This window comes from Nocardia inohanensis NBRC 100128 (assembly GCF_001612945.1).
Lineage (GTDB): Bacteria > Actinomycetota > Actinomycetes > Mycobacteriales > Mycobacteriaceae > Nocardia > Nocardia inohanensis.
Genome location: NZ_BDBK01000002.1, coordinates 55,153 through 75,334 on the forward strand (window position 1 = coordinate 55,153; position 20,182 = coordinate 75,334).

The 20,182-nt window shown below is 67.7% G+C and carries 18 protein-coding genes; 10 read left to right on the forward strand and 8 right to left on the reverse strand.

Annotation, left to right across the window (positions count from 1 at the left end; genetic code table 11):
• Positions 1-50: 50 nt before the first annotated feature.
• The 3 genes from NI1_RS06710 (at position 51) to NI1_RS06720 (ending at position 3,855) form a co-directional block, all read left to right on the forward strand.
• Entirely contained in the window at positions 51-869 is an 819-nt protein-coding gene (locus NI1_RS06710) for an FAD binding domain-containing protein (RefSeq protein WP_067815665.1), read from the forward strand.
• On the forward strand, positions 866-3,514 hold the full coding sequence (locus NI1_RS06715) for a molybdopterin-dependent oxidoreductase (RefSeq protein WP_067815668.1): 2,649 nt from the start codon (positions 866-868) through the stop codon (positions 3,512-3,514). Before NI1_RS06710 ends, NI1_RS06715 begins: the two co-directional genes overlap by 4 nt.
• A 92-nt stretch (positions 3,515-3,606) precedes the next feature.
• Positions 3,607-3,855: a hypothetical protein gene (locus NI1_RS06720; RefSeq protein ID WP_067815671.1), complete on the forward strand. Its 249-nt coding sequence runs from the start codon at positions 3,607-3,609 to the stop codon at positions 3,853-3,855.
• Positions 3,856-3,921: 66 nt separating this feature from the next.
• Here NI1_RS06720 and NI1_RS06725 read toward each other — a convergent pair whose 3' ends face one another.
• Positions 3,922-4,398 (reverse strand): DUF1772 domain-containing protein, encoded by a 477-nt coding sequence (locus tag NI1_RS06725; RefSeq protein WP_067815674.1) that lies wholly within the window; start codon positions 4,396-4,398, stop codon positions 3,922-3,924.
• Positions 4,399-4,510: 112 nt separating this feature from the next.
• Positions 4,511-5,659, reverse strand: coding sequence for a lipase family protein (locus tag NI1_RS06730; RefSeq protein WP_067815677.1), 1,149 nt, complete (start codon positions 5,657-5,659; stop codon positions 4,511-4,513).
• A gap of 484 nt (positions 5,660-6,143) precedes the next feature.
• Here NI1_RS06730 and aceA point away from each other — a divergent pair, with 484 nt between their 5' ends.
• From aceA to NI1_RS06750, 5 genes are all read left to right on the forward strand, one after another.
• Positions 6,144-7,433, forward strand: coding sequence for an isocitrate lyase (gene aceA, locus NI1_RS06735; protein ID WP_067815680.1), 1,290 nt, complete (start codon positions 6,144-6,146; stop codon positions 7,431-7,433).
• Positions 7,434-7,688: 255 nt separating this feature from the next.
• A complete protein-coding gene (locus tag NI1_RS06740) occupies positions 7,689-8,573 on the forward strand; it encodes a 3-hydroxybutyryl-CoA dehydrogenase (protein WP_067815683.1) in 885 nt (294 codons plus the stop codon).
• Positions 8,574-8,843: 270 nt separating this feature from the next.
• The gene (gene metE / locus NI1_RS06745) at positions 8,844-11,156 is read left to right on the forward strand and encodes a 5-methyltetrahydropteroyltriglutamate--homocysteine S-methyltransferase (protein ID WP_067815686.1); all 2,313 of its coding nucleotides are present in this window, start codon (positions 8,844-8,846) and stop codon (positions 11,154-11,156) included.
• Between the two features lie 113 nt (positions 11,157-11,269).
• Positions 11,270-11,395, forward strand: coding sequence for a hypothetical protein (locus NI1_RS39810; protein WP_281179483.1), 126 nt, complete (start codon positions 11,270-11,272; stop codon positions 11,393-11,395).
• 47 nt (positions 11,396-11,442) lie between these two features.
• Positions 11,443-11,643 carry an antitoxin gene (locus tag NI1_RS06750; protein WP_067815688.1) on the forward strand — a complete coding sequence of 67 codons (201 nt, stop codon included), beginning with the start codon at positions 11,443-11,445 and terminating at the stop codon, positions 11,641-11,643.
• A gap of 100 nt (positions 11,644-11,743) precedes the next feature.
• Here the strand turns inward: NI1_RS06750 and NI1_RS06755 are convergent, their stop codons facing one another.
• The 4 genes from NI1_RS06755 to NI1_RS06770 all read right to left on the reverse strand — a co-directional run bounded on the left by NI1_RS06755 (position 11,744) and on the right by NI1_RS06770 (position 16,663).
• The gene (locus NI1_RS06755; protein WP_067815691.1) at positions 11,744-11,959 is read right to left on the reverse strand and encodes a hypothetical protein; all 216 of its coding nucleotides are present in this window, start codon (positions 11,957-11,959) and stop codon (positions 11,744-11,746) included.
• Between the two features lie 132 nt (positions 11,960-12,091).
• Positions 12,092-14,179, reverse strand: coding sequence for a WD40 repeat domain-containing serine/threonine protein kinase (locus tag NI1_RS06760; protein WP_067815695.1), 2,088 nt, complete (start codon positions 14,177-14,179; stop codon positions 12,092-12,094).
• 141 nt (positions 14,180-14,320) lie between these two features.
• A complete protein-coding gene (locus tag NI1_RS06765; RefSeq protein ID WP_067815698.1) occupies positions 14,321-15,490 on the reverse strand; it encodes an AI-2E family transporter in 1,170 nt (389 codons plus the stop codon).
• 120 nt (positions 15,491-15,610) lie between these two features.
• Positions 15,611-16,663 carry an NAD(P)-dependent alcohol dehydrogenase gene (locus tag NI1_RS06770; RefSeq protein WP_067817799.1) on the reverse strand — a complete coding sequence of 351 codons (1,053 nt, stop codon included), beginning with the start codon at positions 16,661-16,663 and terminating at the stop codon, positions 15,611-15,613.
• A 65-nt stretch (positions 16,664-16,728) separates the two neighbouring features.
• Here NI1_RS06770 and NI1_RS06775 point away from each other — a divergent pair, with 65 nt between their 5' ends.
• Entirely contained in the window at positions 16,729-17,460 is a 732-nt protein-coding gene (locus NI1_RS06775; protein WP_067815701.1) for a ZIP family metal transporter, read from the forward strand.
• A gap of 65 nt (positions 17,461-17,525) precedes the next feature.
• Complete coding sequence (locus tag NI1_RS06780) at positions 17,526-18,629, forward strand: S1C family serine protease (RefSeq protein ID WP_067815704.1); 1,104 nt, start codon at positions 17,526-17,528, stop codon at positions 18,627-18,629.
• Here the strand turns inward: NI1_RS06780 and NI1_RS06785 are convergent.
• Together NI1_RS06785 and NI1_RS06790 are read right to left on the reverse strand one after the other, a co-directional pair.
• Positions 18,626-19,195, reverse strand: coding sequence for a vitamin K epoxide reductase family protein (locus NI1_RS06785; protein WP_369690125.1), 570 nt, complete (start codon positions 19,193-19,195; stop codon positions 18,626-18,628). The genes NI1_RS06780 and NI1_RS06785 overlap by 4 nt on opposite strands.
• Positions 19,192-19,980 carry a DsbA family protein gene (locus NI1_RS06790; protein ID WP_245663115.1) on the reverse strand — a complete coding sequence of 263 codons (789 nt, stop codon included), beginning with the start codon at positions 19,978-19,980 and terminating at the stop codon, positions 19,192-19,194. Before NI1_RS06790 ends, NI1_RS06785 begins: the two co-directional genes overlap by 4 nt.
• Between the last annotated feature and the right edge of the window lie 202 nt (positions 19,981-20,182).

A 20,182-nucleotide genomic window follows, 5' to 3' on the forward strand; every position in this document is an offset into this window, starting at 1 on the left:
GGTCCCGAAGCCCGGGAGGTGCGGAACGTGGGTGAGAGCGGGTGACGGTTATGGATCTGGATACGGTCCGTGAAGTGGTGGTGGCGCGTGATCGGGCCGATCTGGGCCGGATCGGGGCGGGTACGGCGGTGCTGGCGGGTGGGACCTGGCTGTACTCGGAGCCGCAGGCCGGGGTGGAGCGGCTGGTGGATATCACGGGGCTGGGGTGGACCGCGCTGAGTATCGATGATGCGGGGCTGGAGATCGCCGCGACCTGCACGCTCGCCGAGCTTGCCGGGGGTGTTTATCCGGCTCGGTGGAGCGGGGTCGCGTTGTTCGAGCAGGGGTGTTCGGCGTTGGTGGCCTCGTACAAGATTCGGCGGATGGCGACGGTGGGCGGGAATGTCTGCTTGGCGTTGCCGGCGGGGGCGGTGCTGGCGGCGCTGGTGGCGCTCGGGGGTTCCGCTCAGGTCTGGGGGCCGGGCGGGGATCGGCGAATTCCCCTGTCGCGGTTCGTGGTCGGGGCCGGGCGGCACGTGCTGACACCGGGGGAGGTGGTGCGGTCGATTCGGGTTCCGGAGGCGAATCTGCGGGCGCGCACGGCGTTTCGGAAGATCGCGTTGAGTTCGCTGGGGCGCTCGGGGGCGGTGGTGATGGGGCGGCACGATTCGGACGGCAGTTGCCATCTCACGCTCAGCGCCGCCACCACGCGGCCCGTCGTTCTGTCGTTTCCGGAGTTGCCGGGGATGAGCGAACTGTCGGCAACTATTGCGGGATTGGATCCGGCGCTCTGGTTCGACGATCCGCACGGCGCTCCCGACTGGCGGCGGCATGTCACCGGTCTGCTGGCGGCCGAAGTCGTGGCCGAGCTGGACGGGGGCCGGTTGTGAAATTTCGGGTGGACGGCGTAACCGTGGAAACCGAGCCGCGGCCGGGGCAGTGCCTGCGCACATTGCTGCGTGACAACGGCCGGCTGGCACCGAAGAAGGGGTGCGATGCGGGGGACTGCGGAGCCTGCACGGTGCTGGTCGACGGGGCGGCCGTGCACTCCTGCGTCTATCCGGCCCATCGCGTCGAAGGACGTGCCGTCACCACCGCGACCGGGCTCGGCACACCGGCCGCACCGAGTCGCCTGCAACGCGAATTCGTCGATCGCGCGGCATTTCAATGTGGCTTCTGCACCGCCGGAATGCTGGTCACCGCAACCGATCTCGACAGCGCGGGCCGGCTGAACGCGGCGACCCTGCCGGAAACGCTGAAGGGCAACCTGTGCCGGTGCACCGGCTACCGGGCCATTGCCGAAGCCCTCACCGGAGCGCGGGAAACGGGTGACGACGGGCCGGGCGCTCTCGCCGGTCCCCGAATCGTCAGCGGCACCGAACCTTTCACCATGGACGCCCCGTGCCGGAATGCCGATTCCTCGATGGAGCAGCGCCCGGAGAACCTGCCGCCGGAACCGCCGCTGCACCTCGAAGTGCTGCGCAGCCCACACGCCCATGCGCGCATTCTGGCCATCGATACCGCTGCGGCAGAGGCGATTCCGGGTGTGCGAGCCGTATTGACCTACGCCGACGCGCCCGCGGTGGCCTTCTCCACCGCCCGGCACGAGATCCGCGAGGACGATCCCGACGACACCGTCGTACTCGATCGGGTACTGCGCTTCCGGGGGCAGCGGGTGGCGGCCGTGGTCGCCGATTCGCTGACCGCCGCCCGCGCCGGCTGCCGCGCCCTGCGGGTCGAATACGAGGTGCTGCCGGCGGTTTTCGCGCCCGCCGAGGCGATGGCGCCGGCCGCGCCGAAGCTGCACGCGGACAAGCCGGTAGCGGCCCGGATCGCCGATCCGGGGCACAATCTCGTCGCCGAGGTGCACGGCCGCACCGGCGATATCGCCGCCGGATTGCGCGCCGCCGCCGAAGTCGTGCACGGGGTGTGGGAAACCCAGCGGGTACAGCACGTGCACCTGGAGACGCACGGCAGTATCGGCTGGCTGGATGCGGACGGCCGCCTGGTGCTGCGCACCAGCACCCAGGTCCCGTTCCTGGTCCGGGACGAGATCGGCCGCATCTTCGGGCTGGAGCGCGAGCGCGTGCGGGTGTTCGCGGCCCGGGTGGGCGGCGGATTCGGTGGCAAACAGGAGATGTTCACCGAAGACCTGGTCGCGCTCGCGGTGCTGAAGACCGGAAAAGCGGTGCGGTACGAGCTCACCCGATCCGACGAATTCCTCACCACGGTTCGCCATCCCATGCGGGTGGAGGTGACCGCCGGAGCCGACGCCGACGGCACCCTCACCGCGCTGGCCGTGCAGGTGCTCTCGGACGCGGGTGCGTACGGAAACCACAGTGCCGGAGTGCTTTTCCACGGACTGACCGAATCCGTCGCCCTGTACCGGTGCGAGCACAAGCGGGTCGACGGTCGCGCCGTCTACACCAACAATGTGCCCTCCGGCGCCTTCCGCGGCTACGGCCTCGGCCAGGTCATGTTCGGCATCGAATCCGCCCTGGACGAACTGGCCCGCCGAATCGGCGTAGACCCCTTCGAATTCCGCCGCCGCAATGTGGTCCGGCCCGGTGACGATCTGATCGGTGGATTCTGCCATCGGGAGGCCGATCTCTCGATCGTGAGTTACGGCCTGGACCAGTGCCTGGACCTGACCGAGCGGGCGCTGCGCCGCGGCAACGGCGTCGCCGCCCCCGGGCCGGACTGGCTGGTGGGGGAGGGCATGGCCGCCGCCATGATCGCCACCATTCCGCCGCGCGGCCATCACTCCACCGCGCATGCCGCGCTGCTCCCGGACGGCAACTACGAAATCCGGGTCGGCACCGCCGAATTCGGCAACGGCACCACCACCGTGCACGTCCAGATAGCGGCCGCCGCGCTCGGCGTCGGCCTCGACCGAATCCAGGTCCGGCACGCGGACACCGATGTGACCGGCCACGACACCGGCGCGTTCGGCTCCACCGGCATCACGGTGGCGGGCCGCGCCACCCACGCCGCCTGCCTGGCGCTGCGCGAGCAACTGCGCACCGGCGGCCCGCGGCACGCCACCGCCACTCACGACGGCACGCCCCGCACGGTCGCCTTCAATGTGCACGCCTGCCGCGTCGCCGTGCATCCACCCACCGGCCGGGTCCGCATCCTGCAATCGATTCAGGCCGCCGATGCCGGTACGGTGCTGAACCCCGCGCAGTGCCGGGGCCAGATCGAGGGCGGCGTGGGCCAGGCCATCGGCAGCGCCCTTTACGAGGAGGTCCGGGTCGCCTCGGGTGAAGTGGCCACAAAAACTCTGCGCCACTATCACATTCCGCAATTCGCGGATCTTCCCGAGACCGAGGTCTATTTCGCCGAGACCACCGATCCGCTCGGCCCGCTCGGCGCGAAATCGATGAGCGAATCCCCCTATAACCCGGTCGCGCCCGCGCTGGCCAATGCCATTCGCGATGCCACAGGCGTTCGCCCGCAACGGCTTCCGATGTCCGCCGATCGAATCTGGCGCGACCTGCGAGATTCGGCGGTATCCGAAAAAGAATTTGTGTGATCCCGTCGTGATGATATGGTCCGTCGCGGGGTGGGGACTCCGAGCTGGTTTCCATTCACGACCAAATGCTTTCTCGGAACAGAGGATTCGCTATGAACAACACCGTTTCTCGTCGTCGTGCCGCCGGATTCGCCGGTCTGGTCGCCGCGGCGGCCGCCACGCTGAGCATTGTCGCGCCGTCGGCCACCGCGGAGGGCCTCGAGCTCACCGAGGCCCCGGCCGTCTCCGCCGAGGTCGCCACCGCCGACCCGGTGTGCGCCGTGGTTTCCGACAATGTCGACCTCTCCGGCCTCTGCACCGATGTGCGCCATCACCACCACCACTCGGGTTCGGCGCGCTGACCCGCGACCCGCGAACACGTGAAAGCCCCGCACTCGGAGTGCGGGGCTTTCACGTATCCGGCCGATTCAGAACAGGGCCAGCGCGGCGCACAGCCCGGCGATGGCGATGCCCTGCAAACCGATGCGCACCCAGATGATGCTGTCCCACTTGTCTTGCAGCGCACGCGCGTTCGGCGGAATGATGCCCGACATCGCGGCGGCCTTCTGCGCATTGTTGACCGGCTTGGCCACCCGCACGTAAAGCCCCAGCCACACGAACAGCGCGACCACCGCGATCCCGGCCCCGACGGCCGCGCCGGCCTGCCCGGCCAGCACCGCGATCACCAGGGTGAGCACCGCCGTGACGGCGCCGCCCGCCCCGAAGATGGGCATGCGCTTGTCGCCGTAGTAGTGGCCCCACCCGGCACTCACGGTCACCGTGGCGTCGTCGAGCCGCTTGTAGACCGAGCGCATGATGAGCCCCGCGCAGGCGTCGGTGCCGTAGATGACGCCATTGCCGAGGACGGCGAGAGCGGCGGTGATCGTGCCGAGGGTGATGAGCATTTCCGAACCTCTTCTTCGATATCTAGCATCGCTAGGAACTGAAGCAAAGATAGCAGCGCTAGAGCTCGCTTGTCTAGCGCTGCTAGAAATTAGTCCGGATCGGACTCGTTGATCACCCGAAGAGGTTGCGCACGAACGGAACCGAGTCCACCAGCGATGCGTTCACCGCACCACTGTGATCGGTCGGATAGGTGCGCAGCGTGACCGGCTCCCCGGCCGCCTGCAATTTGGCGGCGAAGGCCAGCGTCGCGGGCGTGAGCACATCGGTGTCGTACAGCCCCTGGCCCATGAACACCGGCCTGTCGTAACCGGATTCGGGCACCCCCATATACCGGGTCAGCAGCCCTTGGAGATCGGGGATCTGCGCCAGCGGCCGCGCGAACAGATCGCCGATGACCACATTCCCGGCGGCGAGCTCCGTCCCGAACGATTCCAGGCACGACTGGTTCGCCCGGTTCAGCCAGTCCCGGCCCGAATCCGTCAGATACGACTCGATATTCAGCTCCGGATAGGTGGTGCGCAGCCCGGCGAGGATGTACAGCACGTAGGCGGTGGTGTGCGATCCCAGTTTGAACGGCGGCACCTGCGGGCCCACGGCCAGCAGCGCGTCCTCGATATAGGCCGGTACGCCCGTGCCGACCGCACCCCGGTAATCCAGCTCCGGGCCGCCGAATTCGGTCGCGTAGCGCGCGGTGGTCACCGCCGCCCCGCCGCCCTGCGACTGCCCGATCACCGCCCACTTCTTCGACAGCGACGGGTAGTGCCGGGTAGCCGCCTTGACCGAGTCGACCACATTGTGGGCCTCGACCGTGCCGTTCAGGTAGGGATGGTCACCGGGCGTGCCCAGCCCCGCGTAGTCGGCGGCAACGATCGCGTACCCCTGACTCAGCCAGGTGCCGAGGTAGGCCCAATCCCGTTCGCGCGCGGCGGGTCCGTCGATCGAATACGCGCATCGATCACCGAGTCCGATGGTGCCGTGCGCCCAGGCGATCACCGGCCAGCCGCCCGCCGGAGCGGGGCCGGGCGGGAAGTAAACCGCGGCACTCGCGGTTGTCCCCTGCTCGCGGGCCGTGGTGGTGGAGTAGAGGAAACGCTCGGAATTCACCGAGCCGGGTGGGGTGGCGACGGCCGCGAGCGGTGCGGTCGAGGTGACCGTGCCGACCTCGCCGGCGGGGTCGGCCAGCGCGGTCGTACCGCCGCTGATCAGCGCCGCAGTGGTGGTCAGGGTGAGCGCCGCCGAGGCAGCCCATCGTGTCCGCATCGATATCTCCCGGGGTGTGGTGCCGCGACATCCAGCGCGAAGACTGCTGAAAGACTGGACGTTCGCTCAGCGTAGGCGTTGGCTATCGACCGACGGCGGAGTGGCACGGCCCACATCACCGCCGAGAGTTTTGCTTGTGAAGGTGCTCACACCACCCCGGCGCCCGGCGTGTCGGCCGGCGGTGGCCGCGATCACGCAAACAGTACGCGCGTTATGCAAAACCGCATGTCAGAGCTACTGGCAAGTAGATTGCCCGGCTGCTATTAACAAGCAAATTTCGCACGATTAGCAAAAGGTCCGCGAAAGCTAGCCGGGATTCACACTTGCAACAGGTAGACGCACATTTTTTCCTGTGCCATCGTGTGGAAGTACACCTCGCGGGCCTAGCAAGTCTGCAAATTGCCGCTCCAGCAGTGTCCGAATCATCGCGAGAGATTCAGGACCGGCGGGGCTACCGAGACCGAACGAAGAAGTGGAGTCAAAGATGTCGAACGTCGGCACCCCGAAGACCGCTGCGGAGCTCCAGCAGGACTGGGACACCAACCCGCGTTGGAAGGGCGTTACCCGTAACTACACGGCCGACCAGGTCGTGAAGTTGCAGGGCACCGTTGTCGAGGAGCACACCCTCGCCCGTCGTGGTGCCGAGATCCTGTGGGATCTCGTCAACAACGAGGACTACATCAACTCCCTGGGCGCCCTCACCGGCAACCAGGCCGTGCAGCAGGTCCGCGCCGGCCTGAAGGCCATCTACCTGTCCGGTTGGCAGGTCGCCGGTGACGCGAACCTGTCCGGCCACACCTACCCGGACCAGTCGCTGTACCCGGCCAACTCGGTTCCGGCCGTGGTGCGCCGCATCAACAACGCGCTGCTGCGCGCCGACGAGATCGCCAAGGTCGAGGGTGACACCTCGGTCGCCAACTGGCTGGCCCCGATCGTCGCCGACGCCGAGGCCGGCTTCGGTGGCGCGCTGAACGCCTACGAGTTGCAGAAGGCCATGATCGCCTCCGGTGCGGCCGGCGTGCACTGGGAGGACCAGCTGGCCTCCGAGAAGAAGTGCGGCCACCTGGGCGGCAAGGTGCTGATCCCCACCCAGCAGCACATCCGCACCCTGACCTCGGCTCGCCTCGCGGCCGACGTCGCCGGTGTCCCCTCGGTCATCATCGCGCGCACCGACGCCGAGGCCGCCACCCTCATCACCTCCGATGTGGACGAGCGCGACCGCCCGTTCCTGGACGGCACCCGCACCGCCGAGGGCTTCTTCGGCACCAAGAACGGCATCGAGCCCTGCATCGCGCGTGCCAAGGCCTACGCCCCCTACGCCGACCTGATCTGGATGGAGACCGGCGTGCCGGACCTCGAGGTCGCGCGCAAGTTCGCCGAGTCGGTTCGCAGCGAGTTCCCGGACCAGCTGCTGGCCTACAACTGCTCGCCGTCCTTCAACTGGAAGGCGCACCTGGACGACGCCACCATCGCGAAGTTCCAGCGTGAGCTGGGCGCCATGGGCTTCAAGTTCCAGTTCATCACCCTGGCCGGCTTCCACTCGCTGAACTACGGCATGTTCGACCTGGCGTACGGCTACGCCCGTGAGGGCATGACCGCCTTCGTCGACCTGCAGGAGCGCGAGTTCAAGGCCGCCGCCGAGCGTGGCTTCACCGCCGTCAAGCACCAGCGCGAGGTCGGCGCCGGCTACTTCGACACCATCGCCACCACGGTTGACCCCAACACCTCCACCGCTGCGCTGAAGGGTTCCACCGAAGAGGGCCAGTTCCACTGAGCCGCAATCGGTTCTGAGGATCCAACCCCGGCGCGGTAGTCGCATCACACCTTCCGCCGCGCCGGGCCTCGAACCCGTCGAGAGGGGAGCGATTCCCTCTCGACGGTGTTCACCACCCTTCCCGTCGACAGCCCCGGCGGGGAGGGTTTTTTCCTATAGCTTCGAAATCAAGACCTTAAGAAGGCGCAGGGTCACCAGTCAGTCCGACGCCTTCACCCACGAGCCACGACGGCCAACAACCAGCAGGAGCGGGACGTGAGCAGCGAAAAGATTCAGCGCGTCGGAATCATCGGCGCGGGACAGATGGGTGCGGGCATCGCGGAGGTCTGCGCCCGGGCACATGTCGATGTACTCGTCTTCGAGCAGACTCGTGAACTCGCCGCCGCCGGTCGCGCCCGCATCCTGCGGTCGCTGGATCGTGGCGTGTCGAGCGGCAAGATCACCGAGCGTGAGCGCGAGCAGACCGCCTGGCGGCTCCGGTTCACCTCGGACCTGGGCGATTTCGCCGATCGCCAGCTGGTCGTCGAGGCCGTCGTCGAGAACGAAGATGTGAAGACCGCCATCTTCGCCGAGCTCGACAAGGTCGTCACCGATCCCAATGCGGTGCTGGCCTCCAACACCTCCTCCATCCCGATCATGAAGATCGCCGTGGCCACCAACAACCCCGAGCGGGTCGTGGGCATGCACTTCTTCAACCCGGTCCCGGTGCTGCCGCTGGTCGAGCTGGTCACCACGCTCAAGACCACCGACGTCGTCACCAAGCGCGCCGAGCAGTTCGCCGCCGACGTCCTGGGCAAGCAGGTCGTGCGCTCCGCCGACCGCTCCGGCTTCGTGGTCAACGCGCTGCTGGTGCCGTACCTGCTCTCCTCCATCCGCATGGTCGAATCCGGTTTCGCCACCAAGGAAGACGTCGACAAGGCGATGGTGCTGGGCTGCGCCCACCCGATGGGGCCGCTGGCTCTGACCGACCTGGTCGGCCTCGACACCGTGAAGTCCATCGCCGACTCCATGTACGCGGAGTTCAAGGAGCCGCTGTACTCCGCCCCGCCGCTGCTGATGCGCATGGTCGAGGCCGGACTGCTCGGAAAGAAGACCGGCGCGGGCTTCTACCAGTACTCTTCCGCCTCTCCGCGTACTTAGCGGGTGGCAGAGAGCCGTCGGCGTCGGGCACCCGTGCCGGCGGCTGGGTGCCAAACCGATTGTGGGCGTCCCCGGTGAGTTACCCCGATCTCGCGAGATCAGATGTTGCGTTTCGGGGACTCGCCGGGCATAGCCCGGGCGCTGGAGAGCGCTGACCATTCTTTACCCAAGGTGCACGTTGCCGGGCATGTGGTGGCGTCCATCTTCACCGGGCATAAGCTGCAAACAGGTCGAGTCGGACCGGCAGCTCGGAAAGGGAGTGTCCCGCACATGGTCAATGTCAGTGACGGCTTCGGGTCCAGCATTCTGGGCTACCCGAGGATCGGACAGCACCGGGAACTCAAGCGTGCTTTGGAGTCCTATTGGCACGGCACGCTTTCGCGCGACGAGCTGATTGCCGTCGGACGCGAGATTCAGGAGAGCCAGTACCTGGAATTGGCCGCCACCGGTCTCACCCAGGTTCCCGGTAACACCTTCTCCTTCTACGACCACATTCTGGACAACGCGCTGCTGTTCGGCGCGGTCCCGAAGCGGTTCGAGGCGGAGCGAGAAGGCTTGCACCCCTTGGACTTCTACTTCCTGATGGCGCGCGGCCGTCCCGACCTGCCGCCGCTGGAGCTGGTGCGCCTGCTCAATACCCCGTACCACTACCGGCAGCCGGAGCTGGCGACCGATACCGAGTTCTCGCTGCATCCCGAGGCGCTGCTCGACGAATTCGATCGCGCCAAGGCCGCCGGTATCGAGCTGCGTCCGGTGGTGCTCGGGCCGCTGTCGCTGCTGCTGCTGTCCAAGACCGGGCACGTCCCGGGCGAGACCGAGTTCGACAAGCTGAAGCTGCTCGACAAGCTGCTGCCGGTGTACGAGCAGCTGTTCGAGGTGCTCGCCAAGCGCGGCGCGACCTGCGTGCAGCTGGACGAACCGTGCTTCACCAGCGACCGGTCGCCCTCCACCATCGAGTTGTTCGAGAAGGCGTACCAGCGGCTTTCGAAGGCTCCGCTGCGGCCGCGGCTGCTCGTCACCGGGCAGTACGGTGACTTCGGCGAGGCGCTCGCGGTGCTGGCGCGATCCAATGTCGAGGCCATCGGGCTCGATCTGGCCAGCCATCGGATCGACCCGGCGGACCTGGCCGAGATCCCCGGCATCAAGCGGAAGCGCTTGTACGCGGGCGTGATCAGCGGCACCAACGTGTGGCGCGCCGACCGCCACCGGACCCTGGACTACCTGCACAAACTGGCCCAGGTCTGCCCGGACATGGTGGTCTCCACCGGTTCCACGCTGCTGCACGTGCCCTACGACACCCTCGTCGAGTACGAGCTCGAGGAGAACGTCGCCGACCGCCTCGCCTTCGCCAAACAGAAGGTGCTGGAAGTGGTTTCGCTCGCCAAAGCGCTCACCGAGGGGCCCTCGGAGAAGTGGCGCAAGGTGCCGACCGCGGTGCACTTCAAGCAGAAGCACGCGGTGCGGCAGCGGGTGTACGCGGTCACGCCGCAGATGCGCGAACGCGAACCCTACGAGACCCGCCGGGCCGCGCAGCAGGCCAAGCTGAACCTGCCGCTGGTGCCCGCCACCACGCTCGGCTCGTTCCCGCAGACCTTCACCGCGCGCCAGGCCCGCTACGACCTCGGTCAGGGGCGGCTCTCCTACGACGAGTACCGCAAGCGCATCGAAGCCGAGATCGAGTCCACCATCCGCTTGCAGGAGGACATCGGCCTGGATGTGCTGGTGCACGGCGAGCACGAGCGCAACGACATGATCCAGTACTTCGCGGAGCTGCTCGACGGCTTCGCCACCACTCACTTCGGCTGGGTGCAGGTGTACGGATCCCGTTGCGTGCGGCCGCCGATCGTGTACGGCGACGTGTCCCGGCCCAAGGCCATGTCGGTGGAGTGGACCGCCTACGCGCAGTCGCTCACCGACAAGCCGGTCAAGGGCATGGTCACCGGGCCGGTCACCATGCTGGCGCGCTCGTTCGTGCGGCAGGACCAGCCGCTGTACGAGACGGCGGATCAGGTGGCCCTCGCGGTGCGCGACGAGGTCGTGGACCTGGAGAAGGCGGGCATCCCCATCATCCAGGTGGACGAGCCCTCCATTCGCGAGCTGCTACCCCTGCGCAAGAAGGGGCAGGCCGAGTATCTGCGCTGGGCGGTCGGGGCGTTCAAGCTGGCCACCTCCGGGGTCAAGCCGGAGACCCAGATCCACACGCACATCGGCTATTCCAGCCGCGGCGACGTGGTGCAGGCCATCGAGGAGCTGGACGCCGATGTCACCGCCATCGTCGCCACCCGCTCCATCGAATGGGTGCTGGAATCGCTGAAGGACGACTGCGCGGAAGGCCGCGGACTCACCCACGGTGTCGGCCCGGGCGTGTACGAGTCCCGTTCGGCGCGTATCCCGGACATCGACGAGCTCGACGAATTGCTCACCGCCGCAGCGGAAGCCGTCACCCCGCAGCGGTTGTGGGCCAACCCGGACGGCGGGCTCAAGACCCGCCATCACTGGCAGCTCGACCCGTCGCTGCGCAATATGGTCGCGGCCGCGCGCCGCGTCCGCCGCCGGGCCGAAGCGGCCGAACGCGGCGAATAGCGTTACCCGGCAAGGGGCGGCGCGGACTTCGGTCCGCGCCGCCCCTTCGTCATCAATCGGTCACGGAGCGCGAAATAACCTGTCGACGACCATTTTTCGAGGAGGAGGCCGGAATGGACCCGACGGGTAAGGGCGATCAGCCGGAGCTGGAGCCGGAACGGGCCAAGCAGTACAACGAGAGCTACGACGAGAAGGGCGACCGGGTTCCGCCCGAAACGCCGTGGAAGACCTCGGGTTAGCCGAAGGGTTACTCTGGGCGGGTTCGTTTCGAGATGGGAGTGGAACCGTGGGTCTGTTCGACAACTTGAAGGATGCCGCCGGGAAGGCCGCCGAACTGGCGGGACAGCACGCGGACAAACTGGATCCGCTGGTGGACAAGGTCGGCGACGTCGTGGACGAGCGGACCGAGGGTAAATTCGCCGAGCACGTCGACAAGGTGCAGGACGCGGCCAAGAAGGCGTTGCACGAACAGGCGGGGCAGCAGTAGCGGGTACTCGTCGTCGAGCGGCCGGCGGCTACGCTGCCGCCGGTTCGCTACTGCCGCAGCGCCTTTCGTGGCCGGTAAGGCCACGCTCCCCGGGGGAGGTTCACCAGCTGCGGCCGTGATCGTGGCTGCCGTGCTCGGACTGCCAGCGATCCTTGTAATGGCTCCAGCAGTAGTTCCAGTCGTAGCCGCGGCTGTCGCGATCGCAGTAGTAGTGGTAGTAGTCGTCGTTGTTCGCGGCGGCGACGCCCGCGCCCACCGGGAGGGCGAAGGCGGCCGCGACCAGGACGGTGGCGATGCGCTTGGCGGTGGTCTTCATCTGATGAACTCCTATTGCCTTGGGATCCGGGGTGTTTCCCTTGCAAGCAATAGTGCTGGTCAGCGTGGATATTCTCTGTTCGCCCGTTGACGCAGGAAGTGTGTTCGCCCCGACAGTCGGCGGGCGGGGTGGTCAGCGCAGTTCCGCTACCCGCCAGAGCCGCACGGTGGCATCGGCGCTGCCGGTGGCCAGCAGCTTCCCGTCGGGACTGAAGGCCAGCGTGTGCACGGGAGAAGTGTGGCCGGTCAGCGGATTTCCGATGGGCTCCCGGGTGGCGACGCTCCACAACCGTGCGGTGCCGTCGCGGCTGCCGCTGGCCAGCAGCGTGCCGTCGGGGCTGAAACCCAGGCTCAGAATGGGTTCGGCGTGGCCGCTGAGCGGTTTGCCCGAGGCCGCGCGGTCGGCCCAGAGCCGGATGGTGGCGTCGTCGCCGCCGGAGGCGAGCAGTTTCCCGTCGGCGCTGTAGGTGACCGTGCGGATCTGCCCGTTGTGACCGGTCAGCGTGGCCACTCCGGCGCGGGACTGCACCGACCACAGCCGCACCGTGGTGTCGGCGCTGCCGGTGGCGAGCGTGGCGCCGTCCGGGTGAAAGGCCACGCCCCGCACCGCGCCGGTGTGCCCGGTGAACGGCGCGCCCGCCGGCTGCCGGGATCGCACCGTCCACAATTGCGCGGTGGTGTCTTCCGATGCCGTCGCGAGCAGGTTGTTGTCGGGCGAGAACGCCAGTGCGCGAATGGCATTGGTCTGTGAGGTGAGCGGACCGCCGACCGGCTGGCGGGTGTGCGCATCCCACAGGCGCACGCTCATGTCCTCGCTGCCGGTGGCCAGCAGCGTGCCGTCGGGGCTGATCGCTACGGCGCGAATCGAATTGCTGTGCCCGGAAAGCGGAGTGCCGACTTCCTTGCCCGAGGCGACCTCGAAGAAGCGGGCGGTATTGTCCTTGCCCCCGGTGACCAGCATGCCCCCGTCCGGGGTGAAGGTCAGCGCCAGCACCTGGGACGTAAGCGACAGCAGCGCAGGGGTTTTCGGTGCGGCGACCTGGGAGCCGGCGTCCTTCTGGTCGGAGCGATCCGAGTCCCGGCCGGTCAGCGTCACCGCGGCGGCCGCGACGGCCGCGCTCACCCCCGCCGCGGCCCCGCCGATGAGCAGGCGGCGACGGGTGATCAGGCGGCGCGGGGGTGCTGCTTCGGTTGGAAGAGGTGGTGCCGCAATGCCTTCGGGTGCGGTCGGGGTACGCCGTTCCGGCTGGTAGAAGCCGATCGAAGGCCCGGAGGGATTCGATCCCGGGGGGCGGCCCGGCGGGGGAGTGCCCGGCTCGTGCGGCGGCGTGGTGATGGTGTCCTCGTCCGCGGCGGGCACGTAGCGCCGGGTCTCGGTATTCCCCGAGGGCATGGTGACCAGGGCCGCATGCGCCGCGCGCGCCATGCTGGTGCAGTCGGGGTAGCGATCGTCGGGATGCTTGGCCAGCACCGTGGCGAACACTTCGTCCAGTGCGACAGGCAGATCCGGATATCGATCGGAGGGGCGCGGCGGCGGCGAGTATAGGTGCGCGGCCATGATCGCTGCCTCGTCGGGACGCGGGTACGGGGCCTCGCCGGTGAGGAGTTTGTAGAGCGTGCAGCCGAGGGAGTAGATGTCGGCGCGATGGTCGACGGGGTTGCTGCTGAAGCGTTCCGGGGCGGCGTAGGCGACGGTCGCCGAGACCCGCGAACCGGTTTCGGTGTCGTCGAGGCTGCGTGCGATGCCGAAGTCGGTGACCAGGGTGCGTTCGTAATCCTCTTGTTCGACAAGGAGATTCGCGGGCTTCACATCGCGATGCAGGATGCCGTAGCGGTGCGCGTGGTCGAGCGCGGCGGCGGCATCGCCGATCATGCGGACCGCGCGGGTCACCGGGATCCGGCCGCCGGAGGTGTGCAGCAGTCCGGAGGCGTCGCCGCCCTCGATGTACTTCATGGAAATCCAGAGCACATCGTCGTCGGGCGAATTGCGGTCGTAGATGGGGACGATATTGGGATGGTCCAGCGCCGTGATCATCGACGCCTCGCGCTCGAACCGGGCGCGCGCCTTCTCGTCGTCGGCGAAGCTCTCGTTCAGAACTTTGAGGGCGACCAGTCTCTCCAAACGCGGATGCCGCGCCAGATACACCACACCCATTCCGCCCGCACCCAATTGGCGTTCGATGGTGTAGCCCGCGAACCTCGCTCCCGGCCGGAACCGCATCGGGCACCTACCTCCCCTGATACACGCGCCGTGCCGTTACAGTACGCCGCCGCCCGGCCTTCGGCCGAACAAAAAGGGGGTGCGGAGGCGGCACCCCCACACCCCCTCGCCGCGGTAATACGCGCCGGGCCGGCGACGGGTTCAGGAGGACGGGGCGCGCAGCCGATTCCGCAGCGATTTCCGCCGCCTGCCTTGCGGTTTCACGGCATCCGGGGGCACCACCTCGTAGCGGCGGATGTACGCGCCGATGAACGCCTGCGCGGTCGCCGTCACCGGGATCGCCAGCAGCGCGCCCGTCGCCCCGAACAGGGCCGCACCCGCCAGCACCGCCCCGAAGGCCACCGCCGGATGCATATCGAGCGTGGTCGCGGTGATCCGCGGTTGCAGCACATAGTTCTCGAACTGCTGATAGACCACGATGAACGCCAGAATCCACAGCGCGTCCCGCGGCTGCTGCGCCAGCGCCACCACCACCGGCAGCGCCCCGGCCAGATAGGTGCCGACCGTCGGAATGAACTGCGAGACCACGCCCACCCACAGCGCCAACGCGAACGCCGACGGAATCCCGATGATCCGCATGGCCGCGTAGTGCGCGATCGTCGAGCAGAGTGCCAGCAGCGCACGGGAATACAGATATCCGCCGGTCTTCTCCACCGCGATATCCCAGGCCCGCAGCACCGGCACCTGCCGCTGCGGCGGCAGCAGTGAGCAGACGGCATTACGGAAGCGCGGACCGTCGGCGGCGAAGTAGTAGGTGAACAGCAGCACGCCCAAACCCTGGAAGATCACCCCGATGGCGGTGGTGCCGATACCCCACACATCACCGGCCAGCCCCACCACGTACCCCTCCAGCGAGGAGCTCACCTCCCCGGCCCGCTCGGTGATGTCGGCGGCCGAAAGATCGGTGTGGAAGGTCGAATTGATCCAATCCACGGTGTCGTCGGCATAGCGCGGGGCATTGCGCACCAGCGAGGTCACCTGATTCACGACCAGCTCGCCCAGCGTCCATACGAAACTGACCAGCACCACCAGTACGCCCGCGAACACCGCTCCGGTCGCGGGCCCGCGTTTCCAGCCCTTGCTCGCCAGCCAGTTCACCGCCGGTTCGATGGCGAAGGCCAGGAACAGCGACACCACCAGCACGGTCAGCAATCCGCGCAATTGCAGCAACACCCAGAAGGTGATGATCACCGCCGCCACCGTGACGGCCGCGAGCAGATACGCCCGCGGTAGCCAGGGCGGCAGCATCGACGAGACCGGAACCGGCTCGCGGGCTATCTCTTCCTCGGGTACACGATCATCCTCGGACACACGGGCAAACGTAGTCGGCGACGGCCTTCACGCTGGGATCGGCGCGCGCAGGGCCGCGGCCCGTCCCCGATCCCGGGGGTTCGGGGACGAAGCCCCTGAGAGCTCCGAGAGTTGTCCCTACTACATGGTCGCCGCGTCGATGACGAAGCGGTAGCGCACGTCGCTGGCGACCACGCGTTCGTAGGCTTCGTCGATGCGGTCGGCCGAGATGACCTCGATCTCCGCGCCGATGCCGTGCTCGGCGCAGAAGTCCAGCATGGCCTGGGTCTGGGCGATGCCGCCGATCATCGAACCGGCGAGCGAGCGACGGTAGCCGGCCAGGGTGAAAGGCTTTACCGCCAAAGGCTTTTCGGGCAGACCCAGAATCACCAGGGTGCCGTTCAGAGCCAGCAGCTTCATATAGCTGTCGATGGGCAGATCGGCGGAGACGGTATTGAGGATCAGATCGAACTCCCCGCGCAGATCCTTGAAGGTCTGCTTGTCGGCCGTCGCGTAATAGTGCGCCGCCCCGAACTTCTTGCCGTCCTCCTGCTTGGACAGCGACTGCGACAGCACCGTCACCTCGGCTCCCATGGCCGCGGCGAGCTTCACCCCGATATGCCCGAGCCCGCCCATCCCGATAATGGCGACCTTCTTGCCCGGCCCGGCGTTCCAATGCCGCAGCGGCGAGAACAGGGTGACGCCCGCGCACAGCAGCGGCGCGGCCACATCCAGCCCGATCCCCTCCGGAATCGACACCACGAAGCCCTCGGTCACCACGACCTGCGTGGAGTAACCGCCCATGGTGTACCCGTTCACCTGCAACTCCGCCGTGACCGGCGAGTTGTAGGTCATGGTCGCGCCCGGCTCGCAGTACTGCTCCTCACCGGCCAGGCACGGCCCGCATTTGCCGCACGAATCGACCATGCAGCCCACCCCGACCCGATCGCCGACCTGGTGCCGGGTCACCTCGGCGCCGACCCCGGCCACGATCCCCGCGATCTCGTGCCCGGGCACGCACGGATACCGGGTCCCGCCCCATTCGTCGCGGGCGGTGTGGATATCGGAGTGGCAGATCCCGGCGTACTTCACGTCGATCAAAACGTCGTGCGGCCCCAGCTCACGGCGCTCGACGGCGACCTTCTCGAACGGCCCCTCGGGGCTGGATACGGCATACGCGGCAGCAGTGCTCATGGATTCCAGCATGGCACGCGGTGTGGCGTGCCGCCGGACCGGCAACCGCTCGGCATGCTGGATCGATGGCCATCCTGCTGTCCCTGCTCTCGATGGGCGCGACGCTCATCGGCGGCCTGCTGGCGGTCCGGATCGGAGAGCGCAAACGCCTGGTCCTGGGGCTGGCCGCGGGCGTCATGCTCGGCGTGGTCGCCTTCGACCTGATGCCGGAGGCCCTGGAAGCGGAGACGGGCATCGCGCTCGGAGTGCCGATTCCGTTGCTGGCCGCGGTGGTCGGCTTCTTCACCGTGCACATCATCGAGCGGACGGTGGCGCTGCACACCGGCTACGAGAACGAATTCGGTTCGCACCAGCACGATTTCGCTTCGGTCGGCATGCTGGCCGGCGCGGGGCTGGTGTTCCATTCGACACTGGACGGCCTGAGCATCGGGTTCGGGTTCCAGGCGAGTTCGGCGATCGGCGCGGCGGTGGCCATCGCGGTCATCTGCCACGACTTCGCCGACGGCTTCAATACCTTCACCATCACCACGCTCTACGGCAATGCCCGCAAACGCGGCCTGATCATGCTCGGCCTGGACGCCCTCGCACCGGTGGCCGGCGCGATCATCGGCACCCTGGTGAAGGTGCCGACCGAACTGGTCGGGCTGTATCTCGGCTACTTCGCGGGCTTCCTGCTCTACCTCGCCACCGCCGACATTCTGCCCGAGGCACATGCCGGCAAACCTTCGAAAGGACCGCTGTTCTGCACGCTGGCCGGGGTGATCTTCATGCTCGGGATCGCCGCACTCAGCCACTGAAAAACTGGTACACCAGTAGATGACAGATGCTCGAGCCCGCGGGCGAACGGCAGTCGGGAGGGTCCATGTACGACGACTCGCGCCGGACGCGACCCAGCTGGGCCGGGCGCGTCCTGGCCCTGATCGTCGCAGCCGTGCTCGCCGGCACCGCCTTCCTCGGCTATCACGGCGAACTCTCCCACTGGTCGCTGCGCGCCGACTCCGGCACCGCCAGCCTGGTCGGGCCGCCGCTGCCACCGCTGAACACCGAGGTGGTCGCCGGCGAGGTGGAGCCCGCGCTGGTGAACATCACCGCGGGCCTGCGGCCGTACGGGCTGGGCGCGGCCGGGTCGGGCATCGTGCTCACCGCCGACGGGCAGGTGCTGACCAGCCATCACGTCATCAAAGGCGCGGAGACCGTATCGGTTTCGGATATCGGCACCGGGGCGGTGTATCAGGCCACCGTGCTCGGTTACGACTCCGGCGCGGATATCGCGCTGCTGGAACTCGCCGGCGCCAGTGGCCTGCCGGTGGCGCGGATCGGCAGTTCCGCGCCCTTGCGATTGGGGGATGAGGTGCTGGCCATCGGGAACGCGGGCGGCACCGGATCGCCGACCGCGGTGGGCGGGAGCATCACCGGGCTGGATTCCTCCATCGTGGCGCGCGATTCGGCCGACCTGTCGCGAAAAGCCTTGCGCGGCATGATCGAAGTGGCGGCGCGGGTGGCGGCGGGGCAGTCCGGCGGGGCGCTGGTGGATCGCTACGGGGCGGTGGTCGGCGTGGTCACGGCCGCCTCGGGAGAATTGCAGAAAGCGCTGGGGCACGGGCCGAACGGTTACGCGGTGCCGATCGACGCCGCCATGAGCGTGGTCCGCCAGATCCGTTCCGGCACACCGACCGACAGCGTGCACGTGGGGCCGACCGCCACCCTGGGCATCGTCACCTCGGATGCCAAACCGGCGGGCGCGCGCATAGACGTCGCGGTCTTCGGGCAGCCCGCATATTCGGCGGGACTGACCGAAGGGGAAGTGATCACCGCCGTCGACGGCCGCGCGATCGCGAGCACCCAGGCCCTGAAATCCGCATTGAACCTGCACAAGCCCGAAGATGCTGTCCGACTGGATATTTCGGAACCCGGCGGGACGCAGCGGACGGTGAGCGTGACGCTCACCGTCGGCCCGCCCAACTAGAGCTTGTCGCGCCAGTAATCCTGGAACTGGATGTAGACGATCAGAATCACCACGGCGTAGTAGACCGCGACCACGGTCCAGCGCCATTCCATGATGACCTGCAAGACACCCTTGGATCGTCCCCACAGCTGACCCGTCACGATCGCCAGCAGCGCCGGGGTCACCGCCCACACCACCATGCACCACGGGCACAGCGCGTGAATCTGGAAGACCGCCTGATAGATCAGCCAGCCGATGAACCCCATCCCCGCGACCAGGCCGATCCACAGCCCGCCCCAGATCCAGGTCGGAAAACCGATGTTCGCCACCGCGAGCACCCCGAGCGTCACCACCACCGAGAACCCGACCACCCCGATGATCGGATTCGGGAACCCGAACGCCGCCGCCTGATCCGATTCCATGATGGTCGTACAGGCCACCACCTGATCGATGCTGCACAGCGGCTTGAACCCGGGTTCGGTGAAGAGCTTGAACTTGTCGACCAGCAACGTCACCGACGCCAGCCAGCCGACCAGTCCGCCCAGCAGCAAGGGCCAGGCGGACTTGGGGGGAGCCGCGGTGATCACTGCTTCGCCGCGGCCTCGATGACCGGCTTCAAACCACCCTGGCTCATCAGCGCCTGACCGTCGGTGACCTGCTTACCCGCCACGTACACGCTCGGCGTGGACTTCAGGCCGGTGCCGAAGACAGCGGTGGTCTCGTCCTTGACGTACTGGGCGTAGACATTGCCGCGAATCGCGTCGGCGATGGCGGGATCGGTGTACCCGGCCTCGGTGGCGATCTGGATCAGCTGGTCGTCGGTCATGCCGTTGCCGCCCTCCTTGGGCTGCTTGGCGAACATGGTGGCCAGCCAATTCTGGAACTTGGCCGGGTCCGCGGAGCCGACCACATAGGCGGCATTGGCCGCGCGGCTCGAGTACTGGTTGCCGTTGGAGGCGCGATCCAGGAACGAGATGATGTTGTACTCGACGGAGGCGGTGCCATTGGCCACCTCCTCCTCGAGGGTCTTGGCATTGGCCTGCTCGAACATCTGGCAGGCCGGGCACTGGAGGTCGGCGACGACCTGGACCCGCACCTTGGCATCGGCCTTGCCGAGCCGGATCGCGCCGCCCGCGGTGACATTCGCCGGAATCGCGCCCGAACTGGTGACGGTCGGGGCGAAGGCGCTGGTGGCGTCACCGCCGGAGTCCTTGTCGGACTTGCGCATCGCCAATCCGATGCCGATGGCGGCCACCAATCCGATCAGGACGACGGCCACGCCGACCTGAATCAGAATCTTGCGATTGCGGTCGGCCTGCGCCGCCTTGGCCAGCGGATTATTGCCGGAATTCTTGTTCACCTGAGCGCTCACCACGCCTTCCGTCGTGTCACGTCCTGCGGGCCCATCTTTGCCCGCAAACCTGAGAGATTGCTGTATCTATTGCCCTCCGCTGCGCTCCGGGCGGGTTCGCGGCCCCCTAGGTCTCGTTCTTCCCTCCCTCCGCTCCTCCGCTGCGCTCCCCCGCTCCACTCAGTCCAGAACGAGACGGGCCGCGAACCGGGCGCTGGCGGTC

Bases quoted from the DNA above. Each gene is read 5' to 3' on its own strand.
- NI1_RS06710 (WP_067815665.1), top strand. From the start codon at position 51: ATGGATCTGGATACGGTCCGTGAAGTGGTGGTGGCGCGTGATCGGGCC.
- NI1_RS06720 (WP_067815671.1), top strand. From the start codon at position 3,607: ATGAACAACACCGTTTCTCGTCGTCGTGCCGCCGGATTCGCCGGTCTG.
- NI1_RS06725 (WP_067815674.1), bottom strand. From the start codon at position 4,398: ATGCTCATCACCCTCGGCACGATCACCGCCGCTCTCGCCGTCCTCGGC.
- NI1_RS06730 (WP_067815677.1), bottom strand. From the start codon at position 5,659: ATGCGGACACGATGGGCTGCCTCGGCGGCGCTCACCCTGACCACCACT.
- aceA (WP_067815680.1), top strand. From the start codon at position 6,144: ATGTCGAACGTCGGCACCCCGAAGACCGCTGCGGAGCTCCAGCAGGAC.
- metE (WP_067815686.1), top strand. From the start codon at position 8,844: ATGGTCAATGTCAGTGACGGCTTCGGGTCCAGCATTCTGGGCTACCCG.
- NI1_RS39810 (WP_281179483.1), top strand. From the start codon at position 11,270: ATGGACCCGACGGGTAAGGGCGATCAGCCGGAGCTGGAGCCGGAACGG.
- NI1_RS06755 (WP_067815691.1), bottom strand. From the start codon at position 11,959: ATGAAGACCACCGCCAAGCGCATCGCCACCGTCCTGGTCGCGGCCGCC.
- NI1_RS06760 (WP_067815695.1), bottom strand. From the start codon at position 14,179: ATGCGGTTCCGGCCGGGAGCGAGGTTCGCGGGCTACACCATCGAACGC.
- NI1_RS06770 (WP_067817799.1), bottom strand. From the start codon at position 16,663: ATGAGCACTGCTGCCGCGTATGCCGTATCCAGCCCCGAGGGGCCGTTC.
- NI1_RS06775 (WP_067815701.1), top strand. From the start codon at position 16,729: ATGGCCATCCTGCTGTCCCTGCTCTCGATGGGCGCGACGCTCATCGGC.
- NI1_RS06780 (WP_067815704.1), top strand. From the start codon at position 17,526: ATGTACGACGACTCGCGCCGGACGCGACCCAGCTGGGCCGGGCGCGTC.